General features: G+C 77.6%; 13 protein-coding genes. 5 read left to right on the top strand and 8 right to left on the bottom strand.

The annotated features are described in order from the left end of the window. The first annotated feature begins 5 nt into the window (after positions 1-5). Positions 6-896: an alpha/beta fold hydrolase gene (locus AB8M62_RS16695; protein WP_369051877.1), complete on the top strand. Its 891-nt coding sequence runs from the start codon at positions 6-8 to the stop codon at positions 894-896. 24 nt (positions 897-920) lie between these two features. Here the strand turns inward: AB8M62_RS16695 and purH are convergent, their stop codons facing one another. Both purH and purN read right to left on the bottom strand, forming a co-directional pair. Next, a complete protein-coding gene (gene purH, locus AB8M62_RS16690; RefSeq protein WP_369070266.1) occupies positions 921-2,492 on the bottom strand; it encodes a bifunctional phosphoribosylaminoimidazolecarboxamide formyltransferase/IMP cyclohydrolase in 1,572 nt (523 codons plus the stop codon). Then, a complete protein-coding gene (gene purN / locus AB8M62_RS16685; RefSeq protein WP_369051875.1) occupies positions 2,492-3,127 on the bottom strand; it encodes a phosphoribosylglycinamide formyltransferase in 636 nt (211 codons plus the stop codon). Before purN ends, purH begins: the two co-directional genes overlap by 1 nt. A 124-nt stretch (positions 3,128-3,251) precedes the next feature. On the opposite strand from purN, the gene AB8M62_RS16680 reads away from it, so the two are divergent. Continuing rightward, entirely contained in the window at positions 3,252-4,400 is a 1,149-nt protein-coding gene (locus AB8M62_RS16680; protein ID WP_369070265.1) for a Gfo/Idh/MocA family protein, read from the top strand. Between the two features lie 155 nt (positions 4,401-4,555). Here AB8M62_RS16680 and AB8M62_RS16675 read toward each other — a convergent pair whose 3' ends face one another. From AB8M62_RS16675 to AB8M62_RS16660, 4 genes are all read right to left on the bottom strand, one after another. Then, the gene (locus tag AB8M62_RS16675) at positions 4,556-5,953 is read right to left on the bottom strand and encodes a cell division protein PerM (RefSeq protein ID WP_369070264.1); all 1,398 of its coding nucleotides are present in this window, start codon (positions 5,951-5,953) and stop codon (positions 4,556-4,558) included. Between the two features lie 82 nt (positions 5,954-6,035). Further along, entirely contained in the window at positions 6,036-6,935 is a 900-nt protein-coding gene (gene sucD, locus AB8M62_RS16670) for a succinate--CoA ligase subunit alpha (protein ID WP_369070263.1), read from the bottom strand. Between the two features lie 3 nt (positions 6,936-6,938). Further along, entirely contained in the window at positions 6,939-8,114 is a 1,176-nt protein-coding gene (sucC, locus tag AB8M62_RS16665) for an ADP-forming succinate--CoA ligase subunit beta (protein ID WP_369070262.1), read from the bottom strand. 186 nt (positions 8,115-8,300) lie between these two features. Next, positions 8,301-8,681 (bottom strand): response regulator transcription factor, encoded by a 381-nt coding sequence (locus AB8M62_RS16660; protein WP_369051870.1) that lies wholly within the window; start codon positions 8,679-8,681, stop codon positions 8,301-8,303. Positions 8,682-8,884: 203 nt separating this feature from the next. Between AB8M62_RS16660 and AB8M62_RS16655 the strand changes: the two genes are divergently transcribed. Beyond that, on the top strand, positions 8,885-9,517 hold the full coding sequence (locus AB8M62_RS16655; protein WP_369070261.1) for a PAS domain-containing protein: 633 nt from the start codon (positions 8,885-8,887) through the stop codon (positions 9,515-9,517). A 19-nt stretch (positions 9,518-9,536) separates the two neighbouring features. Here AB8M62_RS16655 and AB8M62_RS16650 read toward each other — a convergent pair whose 3' ends face one another. Then, positions 9,537-10,202 (bottom strand): helix-turn-helix domain-containing protein, encoded by a 666-nt coding sequence (locus AB8M62_RS16650; RefSeq protein ID WP_369051868.1) that lies wholly within the window; start codon positions 10,200-10,202, stop codon positions 9,537-9,539. After that, positions 10,199-11,644: an APC family permease gene (locus tag AB8M62_RS16645; protein ID WP_369070259.1), complete on the bottom strand. Its 1,446-nt coding sequence runs from the start codon at positions 11,642-11,644 to the stop codon at positions 10,199-10,201. The genes AB8M62_RS16650 and AB8M62_RS16645 overlap by 4 nt, the downstream gene beginning before the upstream one ends. Before the next feature lie 160 nt (positions 11,645-11,804). On the opposite strand from AB8M62_RS16645, the gene AB8M62_RS16640 reads away from it, so the two are divergent. Both AB8M62_RS16640 and AB8M62_RS16635 read left to right on the top strand, forming a co-directional pair. Continuing rightward, positions 11,805-13,349, top strand: coding sequence for an APC family permease (locus AB8M62_RS16640; RefSeq protein ID WP_369051866.1), 1,545 nt, complete (start codon positions 11,805-11,807; stop codon positions 13,347-13,349). Beyond that, entirely contained in the window at positions 13,346-15,322 is a 1,977-nt protein-coding gene (locus AB8M62_RS16635; protein ID WP_369051865.1) for a primary-amine oxidase, read from the top strand. Before AB8M62_RS16640 ends, AB8M62_RS16635 begins: the two co-directional genes overlap by 4 nt. Positions 15,323-15,363 lie beyond the last annotated feature (41 nt).

Raw genomic sequence — 15,363 nt, 5'->3', positions numbered from 1 at the left:
GCCGGGTGAGCGGGCGGGGAGCCGGGGACGGACGGCTGGAGCGGTACGAGCGCACGGGCGCGGCCGGGCGGCTGGTCTTCGACGTGGACGACTCCGGGCCGGTGGGCGCGCCGGCGGGCGGGCTGTCGAGCGGACCTGGCCACGAGCCGGTGGTGTGCCTGCACGGCTTCCCCGCCGACCGCACGTCGTGGACGGAGGTGGCCGGGCTGCTGGTCCCGCACGGGCTGCGGGTGCTGCGCCCGGACCAGCGCGGGTACTCCCCCGGCGCGCGCCCGGCGGGCCGGCGCGCGTACGCGCTGGACGAGCTGGTCGGCGACGTGCTGGCGCTGCTGGACGCGGTGGGCGCGCGCCGCTGCCACCTGGTGGGGCACGACTGGGGCGGCGCGGTGGCGTGGCGGGTGGCCGCGCACCACCCGGACCGGGTGGCGTCGCTGACGGCGGTGTCCACGCCGCACCCGGCGGGCCTGCCGGGGCGCAGCCCGGCGCAGGTGGCGCGCTCGTCGTACGTGGGGTTCTTCCAGCTGCCGCGCGTGCCGGAGGCGCTGCTGGGCGGAGACCGGTTGCGGCGGCGGCTGGAGGCCACGGGGCTGCCGCCCGCGCACGCGCAGCGCTACGCGGTGCGCGCGGCCGAGCCGGGGGCGCTGAGCGCGTGGCTGGGCTGGTACCGGGCGCTGCCGTGGGCGGGGCGGGCGACCGGGCCGGTGCCCGCGGACGTGCCGGTGACGTTCGTCTCCGGCGCGCGCGACCCGTTCTTCGCCCGCTCCTCGGTGGCCGGGACGGGCGCGCACGTGCGCGGCGCCTACCGGCACGTGACGGTGGACGGCGGGCACTGGCTGCCCGAGCGGCACGCGGGTGTGGTCGCCGAGGAGGTGCTGCGCGCGGTCCGCGGGGGCTGAGCCCCGCGGACCGCGCGCGTCCGCTCAGTGCGCGAAGTGGCGGGCGCCGGTGAAGTACATCGTCACGCCGGCGGCGGCCGCGGCCTCGACGACCTCGGCGTCGCGGATCGAGCCGCCCGGCTGCACGAGCGCGCGCACCCCGGCGTCCAGGAGGATCTGCGCGCCGTCGGCGAAGGGGAAGAACGCGTCGGAGGCCGCGACCGCGCCGCGGGCGCGCTCGGCGCCGGCGCGGGAGACGGCCAGGCGGCAGGAGTCGACGCGGTTGACCTGGCCCATGCCGACGCCGACGGAAGCGCCGTCGCGGGCCAGCAGGATCGCGTTGGAGCGCACCGCGCGCACCGCGCGCCAGGCGAACGCGAGGTCGGCCAGGGTGCGCTCGTCGGCGGGCTCGCCGGCGGCCAGGGTCCAGCCGGCCGGGTCGTCGCCGTCGGCGTCGAGGCGGTCCAGGTCCTGCACGAGCACGCCGCCGGAGACCCAGCGCCACTCGGCGCCGCCGCGCCCGTACCCCTCGGGCAGCTGCAGCAGACGCACGTTCTTCTTCTCCCGCAGCACCTCCAGCGCCTCCGGCTCGAAACCGGGGGCGACGACGACCTCGGTGAACACGGGCGCGACCTGCTCGGCCATCGCGCGGGTGACGACGCGGTTGGCGGCGATGACGCCGCCGTAGGCGGAGACGGGGTCGCAGGCGTGCGCGGCGGCGTGCGCGGCGGCGACGTCCTCGCCGACGGCGATCCCGCACGGGTTGGCGTGCTTGATGACCGCCACGGCCGGGGCGTCGTGGTCGAAGGCGGCGCGCAGGGCGGCGTCGGCGTCGACGAAGTTGTTGTACGACATGGCCTTGCCGTGCAGCTGGACGGCCTGGGCGATGCCGGGCGCCGACGTCGGGTCGACGTAGACGGCGGCCCGCTGGTGGGGGTTCTCGCCGTAGCGCAGGACGTCGGCGCGCTCCAGCGCCACGCCGGTGACGGCGGGCCAGCCGGCGTCGGCGTCCTCGAAGGTCTGCTCGGCGAACCAGCCGGCGACGGCGGTGTCGTAGGCGGCGGTGTGCGCGAACGCGGCCGCGGCCAGGCGGCGGCGCTGGGCGAGGTCGAAACCCCCGGCGCGCACGGCGTCCAGGACGTCGCCGTAGCGCGCGGGGTCGACGACGACGGCGACGCTGGGGTGGTTCTTCGCCGCGGCGCGCACCATGGACGGCCCGCCGATGTCGACCTGCTCGACGACCTCGTCGAACCCGGCGCCGGAGGCGACCGTGGCGGCGAACGGGTAGAGGTTGACGACGACGAGGTCGAACGGCTCGACACCGAGGTCGGCGAGCTGGCGCACGTGGTCGTCCAGGCGCCGGTCGGCGAGGATCCCCGCGTGCACGCGCGGGTGCAGCGTCTTCACCCGCCCGTCCAGGCACTCGGGGAACCCGGTGAGCTCCTCGACGGGGGTGACGGGCACCCCGGCGGCCGCGATGCGCGCGGCGGTGGAGCCGGTGGAGACGATCGAGACGCCGGCGGCGTGCAGCCCGGTGGCCAGCTCCTCCAGCCCGGTCTTGTCGTACACGCTCACCAGGGCGCGCTTCACGGGCACGGTCGTGGTCTGCTCGGCCATCAGCTCGGGCTGGTCCTCTCCTGCGGGGCGGCGGGGGCGGTCGGGTCGGTCGTGGTGGTCGCGGCGGCGCCGCGGGCCAGGCGCGCGACGACGTCGACGAGCAGGCGGCGCTCGGCGACCTTGATGCGCTCGTGCAGGCTCGCCTCGTCGTCGTCGTCGGCGACGCGCACGGCGACCTGGTCGAGGATCGGGCCGGTGTCCACCCCGGCGTCGACGAGGTGGACGGTGCAGCCGGTGACCTTCACCCCGTGGGCGAGGGCGTCGCGCACGCCGTGGGCGCCGGGGAAGGACGGCAGCAGCGCGGGGTGGGAGTTGACCAGCCGGCCGCCGAAGCGCTCCAGCAGGGGCGCGCCGACCACGCGCATGAACCCGGCGAGGACGACGAGGTCGGGCTCGTGGGCGGCGACGGCGGCGGCCAGCGCGACGTCCCAGGCGGCGCGGTCGGGGTGCTCGCGGGGCGGGACGGCGAAGGCGGCGGTCCCGGCGGCGCGGGCGCGCTCCAGCGCGGGGGCGGCGGGCTTGTCCGAGCCGACGGCGACGACCGCGAAGGCGGGGTCGCCGGCGTCGAGGAGGGCTTGGAGCAGGGAGCCGGAGCCGGAGGCGAGGACGACGACGCGCGCGGGTCCGGTCTGCACGTGCACGGACGATAGCCCTCGCGCGGGGGGCGCCCCGACCACGACCCCGCCCAGCCACTCGACTGGACGTCGTCCGTCAGCGTGGACGCTGTCCATCAGTTCGGAGAGCCGGTAGGTTCCGCCCATGACCGGTTCGACGGCGGACGTCCCCGCGGTCGCGGTCGTGGGGGTCCACGGTCACGGCGCCTCCCACGTCGCGCGCGCCCTGCAGGCCCGGGCGGAGGGCCGGGCCCGGCTGACGGCCGTGGCCGACCCGCGCGCCGCCGAGGCCGACCACGTGCCCGCGGACGTGGCCCGGCACGCCTCGCTGGAGGACCTGCTCGCCGCGGGCGTGCCCGACGTCGTCGTGCTGAGCACCCCGATCCACACCCACGCCGAGCTGGCGACCGCGGCGATGGAGGCGGGCGCCGCGGTGCTGCTGGAGAAGCCGCCGACCGCCACGCCCGCCGAGCTGGACGCCCTGCTGGCCACCTCCCGGCGCACCGGGCGCCCCTGCCAGGTCGGCTTCCAGAGCCTGGGCTCGCGGGCCGTCGACCACGTCCGCGGGCGCGTCGCGGACGGCCGCCTCGGCGAGGTCACCGGCTGGGCCGCGACGGGCTGCTGGACCCGCCCGCGCAGCTACTGGCAGCGCTCCTCGTGGGCCGGGCGGCGCGTCCTGGACGGCCGGGTCGTCGCCGACGGCGTCCTGACCAACCCGCTGGCGCACTCGCTGGCCACGGCGCTCGCGGTGGCGGGCCGGCAGGCGGCCGGCGACGTCCTGGCGGTGGACCCGGACCTGTACCGCGTCAACGACGTCGAGGCCGACGACACCTCCTCGCTGCGGGTGCGGCTGCGGGAGTCCCCGGACCTGCTGGCGGCGGTCACCCTGTGCGCGGGCGAGCGCGGCGAGCCGGCCGTCGTCGTCGAGGGCACCGCCGGGCGGGCGACCCTGTACTACGCCGTGGACGTCGTGGTGGAGGAGGTGCCCGGGCGCCCGCCGCTGGTCACCCGGCACGCGCGCGCGGACCTGCTGGACGACCTGCTGGCGCACCTGCGCACGGGCGCGCCGCTGCTCTCGCCGCTGGAGCGCACCGGCGCGTTCACGGCCGTGCTGGACGCCGTGACGCGCTCACCGGCCCCGCACCGGGTCGCCGAGCGCTTCGTGGAGCGGGTGCCGCTGCCCGGCGGGGACGAGCACCGGCGCCTGCGCGGCGTCGAGGAGGCCGTCGCCCTGGCGCTGTCCCGGCGCGCGCTGTTCCGCGAGCTCGACCTGCCCTGGACCCGCACCCCCTGACCTCGCTCCTCCCGCTGCCGCTCTCCCCGCACACCGTCCGCTCCCCCGCCCCTCCCGCCGTGATCATGGACGGCTGAGCGTTCACCCATCCATGATCACGGCGGGGGTCGGGTCGGCCCGGCTGAGGCCGGGAGGAGCAGGCCGGGGCCCGGGGGTCAGGAGGAGCGGCGGCCCGGCAGGCGCAGGGCCCGGGCGGCGCGGCGGGCGGTGGCGGCGGTGGCGCCACCGGCGCGGCGCAGGCGCCCGGGGACGGTCTCCTCCGGGGAGCCCTCCGGCGCGGCGGCGGCGCGGGCCGCGGTCGCCCCGGCGGCGGGACGCGCCCCGCCGATGAGCCCCGCGCGGGCCGGCCCGTCGGGTAGGCCCACGGGCAGCGGCTGCGGGCGCCGGGCCCGCCACGCGCGGTGCAGCAGGACGGCGAGCAGGGCGCCGGCGGCGACCTCCCCGGCCACCGCGAGGCCGACCAGCCAGGGCGTCGGCCCCAGCTGCGCCATCCGTCCCGCCCCCGCCCCGCCCGCGGCGGCCGCCGACAGCAGCCCCGCGCCCAGCCCGGCCAGCAGGCCCACCAGCCCGGCCGTCGCGCAGCGCGGGCCCAGCCCCCGCTCCGGCCCGGCGGCCGCGCGCCGCTCGTGCAGCAGCAGCGCCCCCGCCCCGGCGAGCACGGGGACCGCGACGGCCAGCCACGCGACGGCGGGCATCGCGCCCTGCACGGGCAGCGCCCCCAGCACCGGCACGGCCGGCAGCGTCGCCAGGCTCGTGCCGCCGGGCGCGACGGACGTGCCCACCCCCACGGCGAACCCGGGCCCGGCCAGCCAGGCGGCCGCCCACACGGCCAGGGTGGGCAGCAGCAGCGCCTGCGCGAGGGTCAGCAGCGCACCGCCGACCAGCCCGGGGTCGAGGGAGGTGTGCAGCAGCAGGACGCGCTCGCGCCCGGCCACGAGGGCCACCGCCAGCAGGAGCGCCCCGGCGCCGAGCAGACCGGCCAGCGCCCCGCCGGCCGGGCGCAGGGCGCGCACGAGGGGGGCGGGCACCCACGGCGGCAGCGGCGCGCGGTGCGGGTGCAGCGCCCACAGCGCGCCGGCGGCGCCGACGAGGCAGCCGCCGGCGAGGGCGGTCAGGGCGGGCGCAGCAGCCACGGAGCTGCGCGACAGCAGCGCCACCGCGCCCACCAGCACGCCGTACGCGGCGGTGAACACCCCGACGGCGGGCAGGTGCGGCACGGGCCGCTCGGACTCGGCCTGGTCGCGGACCCACACGCGCACGGCCCGGCGGCAGGCCAGCGCCGCCAGCAGGGTCAGCCCCAGCGGCGCGACGCCCACGGCGCCGCCGACGACGGCCACGGGGGCGCCGTGCCCGAGCAGCCACAGGTCGGCGCCGACGCGCACGACGGAGGCCAGCGAGGACGTGGAGCGCACGGCGGACAGCCAGGCGACGACCGTGACGACGGCCAGGGGGACGAGCAGGTGCAGCACGGCCCGCGCGGCCGCGCCCAGCAGGGGCAGCAGGTCGGCGGCGGTGGGGCGCGCGGCGGTGGGGCGGTCGACGGTCGTGGACATCGCCGTCCACCTTCTCCCACCGGGCCGCCCGGGCGCTGCTCCCACGCCCGGACGGCCCCGGGAGGACCTGCTCAGAGCCTGCTCAGAGGCTCTTGACGATCTCCCGGGCGAGGCGGGCGGTCTCGGACGGCGTCTTGCCGACCTTCACGCCCGCGGCCTCGAGGGCCTCCTTCTTCGCCTGGGCGGTGCCGGCGGAGCCGGACACGATGGCGCCGGCGTGGCCCATCGTCTTGCCCTCGGGGGCGGTGAACCCGGCGACGTAGCCGACGACGGGCTTGGTGACGTTGGCCTCGATGTACTTGGCCGCCCGCTCCTCGGCGTCGCCGCCGATCTCGCCGATCATCACGATGACGTCGGTCTCCGGGTCGTCCTGGAAGGCCTGGAGCGCGTCGATGTGGGTGGTGCCGATGACCGGGTCGCCGCCGATGCCGACGGCGGAGGAGAAGCCGATGTCGGCCAGCTCGTACATCATCTGGTAGGTCAGCGTGCCGGACTTGGAGACCAGCCCGATGCGCCCGGGCGGGGTGATGTCCGCCGGGATGATGCCCGCGTTGGACTTGCCGGGGCTGATGAGGCCGGGGCAGTTGGGGCCGATGAGCCGCACGCCGCCCTTGGCCGCCGCGTGGGCGTAGAACTCGGCGGTGTCGTGCACCGGCACGCCCTCGGTGATGACGACGACCAGCGGGGTGTCGGCGTCGATGGCCTCCATCGCGGCGGCCTTGGTGAACTTCGCGGGCACGAAGATCACGCTGACGTCCGCGCCGGTGGCCTCGCGGGCCTCGGCGACGGTGCCGAAGACGGGCACCGCGACGGTGGAGCCGTCGGCTCCGGTGAAGTCGACGCTCTGCCCGGCCTTGCTGGGGTTCACGCCGCCGACGACGTTCGTCCCCGAGGTCAGCATCCGCTGGGTGTGCTTGCGCCCCTCGGAGCCGGTCATCCCCTGCACGATGACCTTGCTGTCGGAGTTCAGGAAGATCGCCATGGGTCAGGCCCTCCCGGTCGCGGCGAGCTCGGCGGCCTTGTCGGCCGCCCCGTCCATGGTGTCGACGAGGGTGACCAGCGGGTGGTCGGCCTCGGCGAGGATGCGCCGGCCCTCCTCGACGTTGTTGCCGTCCAGGCGGACGACGAGCGGCTTGGTGGCCTCGTCGCCGAGGATGCCGAGGGCGGACACGATGCCCTTGGCGACCTCGTCGCAGGCGGTGATGCCGCCGAAGACGTTGACGAACACGCTCTTCACCTGCGCGTCGTTCAGGATGACGTCGAGGCCGTTGGCCATGACCTGCGCGGACGCGCCGCCGCCGATGTCGAGGAAGTTGGCGGGCTTGACGCCGCCGTGGGCCTCGCCGGCGTAGGCGACGACGTCGAGGGTGCTCATGACCAGGCCGGCGCCGTTGCCGATGATCCCGACCTCGCCGTCGAGCTTGACGTAGTTCAGGCCCATGCTCTTGGCCTTGGCCTCGAGCGGGTCCGCGCTGGCGGCGTCGGCCAGGTCGGCGTGCGCGGGGTGGCGGAACTCGGCGTTCTCGTCGAGCGTGACCTTGCCGTCGAGGGCGACGACCTTCCCGTCCTCGGTGCGCACCAGCGGGTTCACCTCGACGAGGGTGGCGTCCTCGGAGACGAACACGTCCCACAGCTTGACGATCGCGGCGGCGACCTCGTCGCGCAGCTCGGGCGCGAACCCGGCGGCCTCGACGATCTCGGCGGCCTTGGCGGCGTCGATGCCGGTGAGCGCGTCGACGCTCACGCGGGCCAGCGCCTCGGGGCGCTCCACGGCCAGCTGCTCGATCTCCATGCCGCCCTCGACGCTGGCCATCGCCAGGTAGGTGCGGTTGGAGCGGTCCAGCAGCACGGAGAAGTAGTACTCCTCGGCGATCTTCGCGCCCTGGGCGATCATCACCTGGTGGACGGTGTGGCCCTTGATGTCCATGCCGAGGATCTCGCGGGCCTTCTCACCCGCCTCGGCCGGGGAGTGGGCCAGCTTCACGCCGCCGGCCTTGCCGCGGCCGCCGGTCTTCACCTGGGCCTTGACGACGACGGTGCCGCCGCCCATCGCCTCGGCCGCGGCGACCGCCTCCTCGGGCGTCGTCGCCACCTTGCCGTCCAGCACGGGTACGCCGTGCGCCGCGAACAGGTCGCGCGCCTGGTACTCGAAGAGGTCCACGAGCTCCCTCGTCTTCGTCGTCGGTCGGTCCTCGGGAGGTGCCGGCCGAGCGGGTCGGGACCCCGCGTCGGGTCGGCACCGGGCCGCCTCGCACCCTAGACCCGCGCCGCGGCCCGCCCGCCAGCGGCGGGGATGACGCCGGTCACAGTGCGCGACGAGAGCGGTGCCGGTGCGGTGGTGCCGCGGTCAGCCGGGCAGGTGGCCGGCGCGGCGGGCGGCGTCGACGGCGGCGGTGCTGCTGCGCACGCCGTACTTGCGGCGCACCGTGGCCAGGTGCTGGGCGACGGTGTGCGCGGACACCCCCAGCCGCCCCGCGACCTGGCTGCCGTTGAGCCCCTCGGCGATCAGCTGCAGCACCTCGGCCTCGCGGGCGGTGGGCAGGACGCCGCCGGCGCGGGCCTCGGCCTCGCGGGCGGCGGCCTCCAGCCGCTGCAGCTCCTCCTCGGCGACGAGGACGACGCGGCCGCGGTGGGGGCTGTCCAGGTAGACGCGCTGGTCACCAGCGGCGACCGCGTCGAGCAGGTGCGGCCACAGCGCACCGGCCATCCGCTCGTCCGTCTCGCGCACCCTGCCCCGTCCTCCCCGGGTCGCGCGTCCGCAGTCGCTTCGACGGACGTCACCGCGTGTGTCGGTGACCACCATGCCGCAGCGTGAGCGCGCCTGCACCCCCCGGGGGGGCCACGCCGAGCGCGGTCCCGGCGCGCGTGCGGCCCGGAGCGGGGCGTGGGACGATCACCGCGCTCCGCCTGTCGACGTGACGGAGGTCAGCAGTGGGCGACGCGCCGCACCACGGGCGGTCCGCGCGCGCCCGCGAGGTGGCGGACCTGCTGCGCGGCATCTGGGGCGACGACCTGCCCCGGACGGCCGACCCGGCGCTGACGCTCCTGGAGGACGCCGTCGCCGTGGACGACGAGGGCGGCCGGGCCCGCCGGGTCGTCGTCCAGGGCGACCACCTGTCGCACGAGACGCTGACGGCCCTGCTGCGGCTGGTCCCGGCCGCCACCGCCCGCCAGCTCGTGCCCCCGGAGCTGCTGGGCCGCCTGGACGCGCCCGACGGGGACGAGCTGCGGGTGTCCGCGCCGCTGCTGGACCCGGCGGTCGGCGCGTGGGAGCTGGACCCGGCCACCGGGCGGGTCTCCTGGGACGCGCGGTGCGCGCAGCTGCTGGGTTCCAGCACCTCCGGCGCCCCGCTGTCGCACCAGCTGGAGGTGGAGGTGCACCCGGAGGACCGGGACGGGGTGCGCGAGGCCCTGGCGCGGGCCCTGGCCTCCGGCGGCGAGTACCGGGCGCGCTTCCGCGCCCTGCAGGCCGACGGCAGCTGGGCGTGGCGCACGAGCACCGGGCGGGTCGTGCGGCTGCCCGACGGCGGGCCGCGCCTGCTGGGGCTGATCGCCGCCGGCTGACGCGCGCGGCGCGCCCCGCTCAGGCGAGGAGCGGGGCCAGGGCGCCCGCCGCCCGCGCCAGCCGCTCGGCGTGACCGGCGGGCGGGTGGGCGCCGCTGGTGGGGGCGGACGCGGCGAGGACGGCCACGACCCCGTGGACGGGGGCGCCGGGCGGTGCCAGGACGGGCACCGCCCAGCACCGCACGCCCGGCGCGACCCCGTCCTCGTGCCCCGCCGGGCGGCCGGTGAGCAGGGCCCGCCCGGCGGCCGAGTCGGCCAGGCAGCGGTTGAGGCGGCGTTCGCCGACGGGCAGGCCGAGGTCGGGGTCGGCGTCGGCCACCCGCAGGGCGCGACCGGCCGCGCCGCCGGTCTCCACGACGGCGAACAGGTGCACCGCCGCGCGCACCCGCCCGCGCACGGCGGCCAGCACGTCGCGGGCCGCGGTGGGCAGCACCGGCGGCGCAGCGGCGCGCGCCAGCTCACCCAGCCGGGCACCGAGGGCGAAGCCGGACAGGTCCGGCAGCCGCACGAGGTGCTCCTCGGCGACGAGCAGGTTGAGCAGCCGGTAGGCGGTGGCGCGCGGCACCCCGGCGGACTCGGCGACCTCGGCGGCGCTCACGCCGGGCCCGGCGCGGGCGACCTCCTCCAGCAGCCGCAGGGCCGTGCCGACGGCGCGCGGCTGCCGGCCACCGGCGTCCGGGGTCACGCCGTCCCCGCGCCGAGGACGTCCTCGCGCCGCGTCTCGTCGTACAGGCCGACGGCGGCCAGGACGGCCGGCCGGCGCCGCACCAGCCACCAGGCGCGGGCGCCGCCCAGCGCGACGGCGGCGGCGGTGACGGCCGGCCACGCCCGGTCGGCACCACCGGCCCACCCGGCGACGGCCGCGAGCACCGCGACGAGCGAGGCGGCCCCCAGACCGCCGGCGACCACGGGCCAGGCGGTCAGCTCCCCGATCCGGTGCAGGAAGACCGGCGCCGCCACGCACACCAGCACGTAGGCGGTGGCGTAGCCGCAGGTGCCGGCGACGAGCAGCCCGCGCAGCAGCTCCCCCGCGTCCGCCCCCGCCAGGAGGAGGACGGCGGGGACGGTCACGGCCGCGCCGCCGCCGGCGGCGACCGCGACGGCGGGGGTGGCCCGGCGGGGGTGCGCGCGCCCGAGCGCGGCCGGCAGGACGCCCTCGCGCCCGGCGCTGAACAGCAGCCGCACCAGGGCCGTGAGGGACCCGGCGGCGCAGGCGAGGAAGGAGGCCAGGACGCCGACCTCCAGGGCGGCGGCGAGCACGGGGCCGCCCCGCGCGGCGGCCACGTCCGCCAGGGGGGTGCCACCGGGCCCGGGGACGGCGGAGAGCACGACGGCCTGGGCGAGCGCGGCGGCCACGTACAGGCCGCCGGCGCCCAGGGCGGTCCAGCGCACGGCGCGCGGCACGACGAGCAGGGGGCGGCGGGCCTCGGTGCCCAGGGAGCAGGCGCTCTCGAACCCGACGAAAGCCGTGACGGCCAGCAGGACGCCGTCCCCGCCGCCGAGGGCCAGCAGGTCGCCCGCGACCGGCCCCGGCGCGCCCACCTGCCCGGCGCGCAGGACGAGCACGAGCAGCACGGCGGCGACCACGGCGATGGAGGCCGCCTCCAGGGCGAGGACGAGGCGCGCCGACAGCCCCACCCCCCGCGCGGCGCACCCGGCCACCGCGGCGCCCGCGACGACGACGGCGGCCGCGGTGGCGGCCGGGCCGGGGACGGCGCCCGCGGCACCGGCCAGCAGCGCCCCCGCGTACAGGGCCACCCCGGTCAGCGAGGCGGCGACGAGGCAGGCGTAGCCGACGGCCAGCGCGGTCCCGCCCAGCAGCGCGGGCACGGGGCCGAGCCCCTTGGCGGTGAAGCTGTACAGCGACCCGGGCGCGACCATCCGGCGGGCGAACTGCCGCACGCCGGAGGCGACGAGCAGGACGACGGCGGTGGCGAGGACGTAGGCCAGCACGGACGGGGTGCCGCCGCCGGCGGTGCCCAGGGCGGGCGCGGTGGCCATCGCCGCCGCCGGCGCCGTGGCCGACACCGACTGCGCCAGCACCTGCACGGGCCCCAGGCGCCGGCGGCGCAGCCCGTCGACGGGCGAGGTGCGGCGCAGGGCGCGCAGGTCGGCGGGTCCGGGCACCGGCACACGGTGACCGCCCCGCGTCACGCGCGCGTTTCCCCCGTGTTTCCGGCGCGCGACCGCGGGTGGGACGGCCCGCGCGGGTCCGTCCCACCCGCTGGTCGCGGGACGTCACGCGCGGGGAACGGGAGGGAAACCCGCGCGGTCCAGGCTCGCGGTCATGGCGAACTCCACGAGCTCGCCGGCGACGGCTCCCCCCGCGGGACAGCGCCGGCTGAGCGGCAGGCTCGGCGTCGGCTCCATCGTGTTCATGGTCGTCGCCGCGGCGGCGCCCCTCACCGTCGTGGGGGGCAGCGTCCCCCTCGGCATCGCGATCGGCAACGGGGCCGGGTACCCGGCCATGTACGCGCTCGGCGGCGTGGTGCTGTTCTTCTTCGCCGTCGGGTTCACGGCGATGACGCGGCACGTGCCGGACGCGGGCGCGTTCTCCACCTACGTCGGGGCGGGCCTGGGCCGCCCGCACGGCCTGGGCGCCTCGTTCCTGGCGCTGCTGACCTACCAGACGATCCAGGCGGCCGTGTACGGGTACCTGGGGGCCGCGCTCGGCGGGGTGGTCGCGGACCTGGGCGGCCCGGACCTGCCGTGGTGGGTGTGGGCGGGCCTGTCGATCGCGGCGGTCGGGGTGCTGGGGTACCGGCACATCGACCTGTCCAGCCGGGTCCTCGGCGTCCTGCTCGTCGGCGAGATCGGCGTCGTCCTCGTCGTGGACGCCGCGGTCGTGCTGGCCGGCGGTGGGCCGGAGGGCTTCTCGACGGCGGCGCTGACCCCGTCGGGGATCGCGACCGGGGCGCCCGGCATCGGCCTGATGTTCGCCCTGGCGGGGTTCATCGGCTTCGAGGCGACCGCGGTGTTCCGCGACGAGGCGCGCGACCCCGACCGCACGGTGCCGCGCGCGACGTACGTGTCGCTGCTGGTGATCGGCCTGTTCTACACGCTGTCGGCGTGGGCGGTGGTCAGCGCCTGGGGCGACGGCCCGGCGGTGGCCGCGGCGCTGGAGGACCCCGAGGGGATGGTCGTGGACACGGCCACCCGGTTCGCGGGCGCGGTCGTGGGCGACCTCGTCCAGGTCCTGCTGCTGACGAGCCTGTTCGCCTGCGTCCTGTCGTTCCACAACGTCGTCAACCGGTACGTGTTCTCGCTGGCGAACACCGGCGTCCTGCCGCACGCCTGGGGCGCCAGCCACCCGCGGCACTCCTCCCCGCACACCGCCTCGCTGCTGCAGACCGCCTCGGCGCTGGCGATGGTCGTCCTGTTCGCGGTGTTCGCGCTGGACCCGGTCATGGAGGTCTACACGTGGATGGCGGGCATCGCGACCCTCGGCTTCGTGCTGCTCATGCTGCTGACCTGCGTGGCCGTGCTGGTGTTCTTCCGCCGCACCCGGGTGGACGCGCGCCGCTGGAACACCGTCGTCGCCCCGTCCCTGGGCGTGGCCGGCCTGGCGCTGGCCGCGTGGCTGACGGCCTCGAACTTCGACCTGCTCGTGGGCGGCTGGACGGTGGCCGTCGTGTTCCTCGTCCTCACCGCCGGCTCGTACCTGCTCGGCCCGCTCGTCGCGGCGCTGCGCCCCGGCGCGGACGCCGCGGCCGCCGCCCACCTGCAGGTGGCGACCGTCCCGCACCAGGTGGGCGGGCCCGCGCAGTCCCTGGCCGCCACCGCGGCCCCCACCGACCGGACCACCCCCACCACCACGGAGACCGACCGATGAGCCTGCTCGACACCCCCGTCGCGACCACCGCCCCGGCCGCCCCCGCGCACCCCCTGGCGCGCCTGAGCGCCGCGGAGGTCGACGCCGCGCGCGAGGTCCTCGTGGCCGCGGGCGCCGTCACCGCCGCCACCCGGTTCGCCTACCTCGGCCTGGAGGAACCGCCCAAGGAGCGGGTGCTGGCGTTCGCGCCGGGCGACGCCGTGGACCGGCGGGTGCGCGCGCTGCTGCTGGACACCGCCACCGGCACCGGCGAGGACGTCGTCGTGTCCCTCACCGGCTCCCGGGTCGTCTCCCGGCGCACCGTCGACGGGGCCGCGGAGGGTCAGCTGCCGATCCTGGAGGAGGAGTTCGCGCTCGTCGACGAGGTCGTGCCCGCCGACGCGCGGTGGGCGGCGGCCCTGGCGGCCCGCGGGCTCGACGCCGCGGACGTGCGGACCGTCCCGCTGTCCGCGGGCAGCTACGACGACGTGCCCGGCGCGCCGCGCGGTTCCGGCCGCCGCGTCATGCGCGTCTTCGGGTTCCACCAGCCCACCCCCGAGGACCTGCCGTGGGCGCACCCCGTCGACGGCCTGGTCGCCTACGTCGACCCCACCCGCCGCGAGGTCCTGCACGTGCTGGACCACCGGCGCTTCGACGTGCCGGCCGAGTCCGGCCGCTGGGACGCCGCCCCGCACACCGACGGCGAGCCGTCGGCCCGGTCGGCGCTGCGGCGCATCGACATCACCCAGCCGGACGGGCCGAGCTTCACCGTCGAGGACGACGTGGTGACCTGGGCGGGCTGGAGCGTGCGCGTGGGTTTCGACCCCCGCGAGGGCCTGACGCTGCACCAGCTCAGCGTCGACGGCCGCCCGGTCGTCTACCGCGCCTCGATCGCCGAGATGGTCGTCCCGTACGCCGACCCGGCGCCGGTGCGCTCGTGGCAGAACTACTTCGACACCGGCGAGTACCTGTTCGGGCGGTTCGCGAACTCCCTGGCGCTGGGCTGCGACTGCCTCGGGGAGATCCACTACCTCGACGCGGTGTTCGCCGACGAGCACGGGCGCCCGAAGACGGTCCCGCAGGCGATCTGCCTGCACGAGGAGGACGCGGGCGTGCTGTGGAAGCACACCGACATGTTCAACGGGATGTCGGAGACCCGCCGCCAGCGGCGCATGGTCATCTCGTTCTTCACGACCATCGGCAACTACGACTACGGGTTCTACTGGTACCTGTACCTGGACGGCACGATCGAGCTGGAGGCCAAGGCCACCGGGGTGGTGTTCACGGCCGCGTACCCGCCCGAGGGGCTGGAGCACTCCACCGAGATCGCCCCCGGCCTGGCCGCGCCGTTCCACCAGCACCTGTTCTCCGCCCGGCTGGACATGACGGTCGACGGCGTCGTCAACGCCGTGGAGGAGGTCGACGCCGTCCGGGTCCCGGTCGGGCCGGGCAACCCGCGCGGCAACGCGTTCGGGCGCCGCGCCACGCGCCTGACGTCGGAGTCGCGGGCGCAGCGGGAGGCCGACGGCGCGCGCGGGCGGGTGTGGCACGTGCTGAGCACCGAGCGGACCAACCGCCTGGGGCAGCCCACGGGGTACGCGCTGCACCCGCAGCACCAGCCGCTGCTGCTGGCCGACGAGTCCTCCTCGGTGCACGAGCGGGCGACGTTCGCGGCCAGGCACCTGTGGGTGACCCGCTACGACCCGGCCGAGCGCTACCCGGCCGGCGACTTCGTCAACCAGAACCCCGGCGGGGCGGGGCTGCCCGCCTACGCGGCCGCGGACCGCGACCTGGACGGCCAGGACGTCGTCCTGTGGCACACGTTCGGGCTGACCCACTTCCCGCGGCCGGAGGACTGGCCGGTCATGCCGGTCGACCGCTCGGGCTTCGCGCTGAAGCCCGTCGGGTTCTTCGACCGCAACCCCGCGCTGGGCGTGCCGAGCGGTGCCCAGCTCACCGGCGGCGCGGACAGCGGGGCGTGCTGCGGCGCGTGAGCCCCGCCCCGGCACCCGGCCCCCGGGAGGTGCGCACCTCC

It is taken from the genome of Kineococcus terrestris (assembly GCF_041020755.1).
GTDB classification, from domain to species: Bacteria; Actinomycetota; Actinomycetes; order Actinomycetales; family Kineococcaceae; genus Kineococcus; species Kineococcus terrestris.
Note: the sequence above shows the minus strand (reverse complement) of the source record. Positions and strands in the feature narration are given on the sequence as shown.

Excerpts from the sequence above, each read along its gene's own strand:
- purH (WP_369070266.1), bottom strand. The coding sequence starts at position 2,492 with ATGGCCGAGCAGACCACGACCGTGCCCGTGAAGCGCGCCCTGGTGAGC.
- AB8M62_RS16680 (WP_369070265.1), top strand. The coding sequence starts at position 3,252 with ATGACCGGTTCGACGGCGGACGTCCCCGCGGTCGCGGTCGTGGGGGTC.
- AB8M62_RS16675 (WP_369070264.1), bottom strand. The coding sequence starts at position 5,953 with ATGTCCACGACCGTCGACCGCCCCACCGCCGCGCGCCCCACCGCCGCC.
- sucD (WP_369070263.1), bottom strand. The coding sequence starts at position 6,935 with ATGGCGATCTTCCTGAACTCCGACAGCAAGGTCATCGTGCAGGGGATG.
- AB8M62_RS16640 (WP_369051866.1), top strand. The coding sequence starts at position 11,805 with ATGGCGAACTCCACGAGCTCGCCGGCGACGGCTCCCCCCGCGGGACAG.
- AB8M62_RS16635 (WP_369051865.1), top strand. The coding sequence starts at position 13,346 with ATGAGCCTGCTCGACACCCCCGTCGCGACCACCGCCCCGGCCGCCCCC.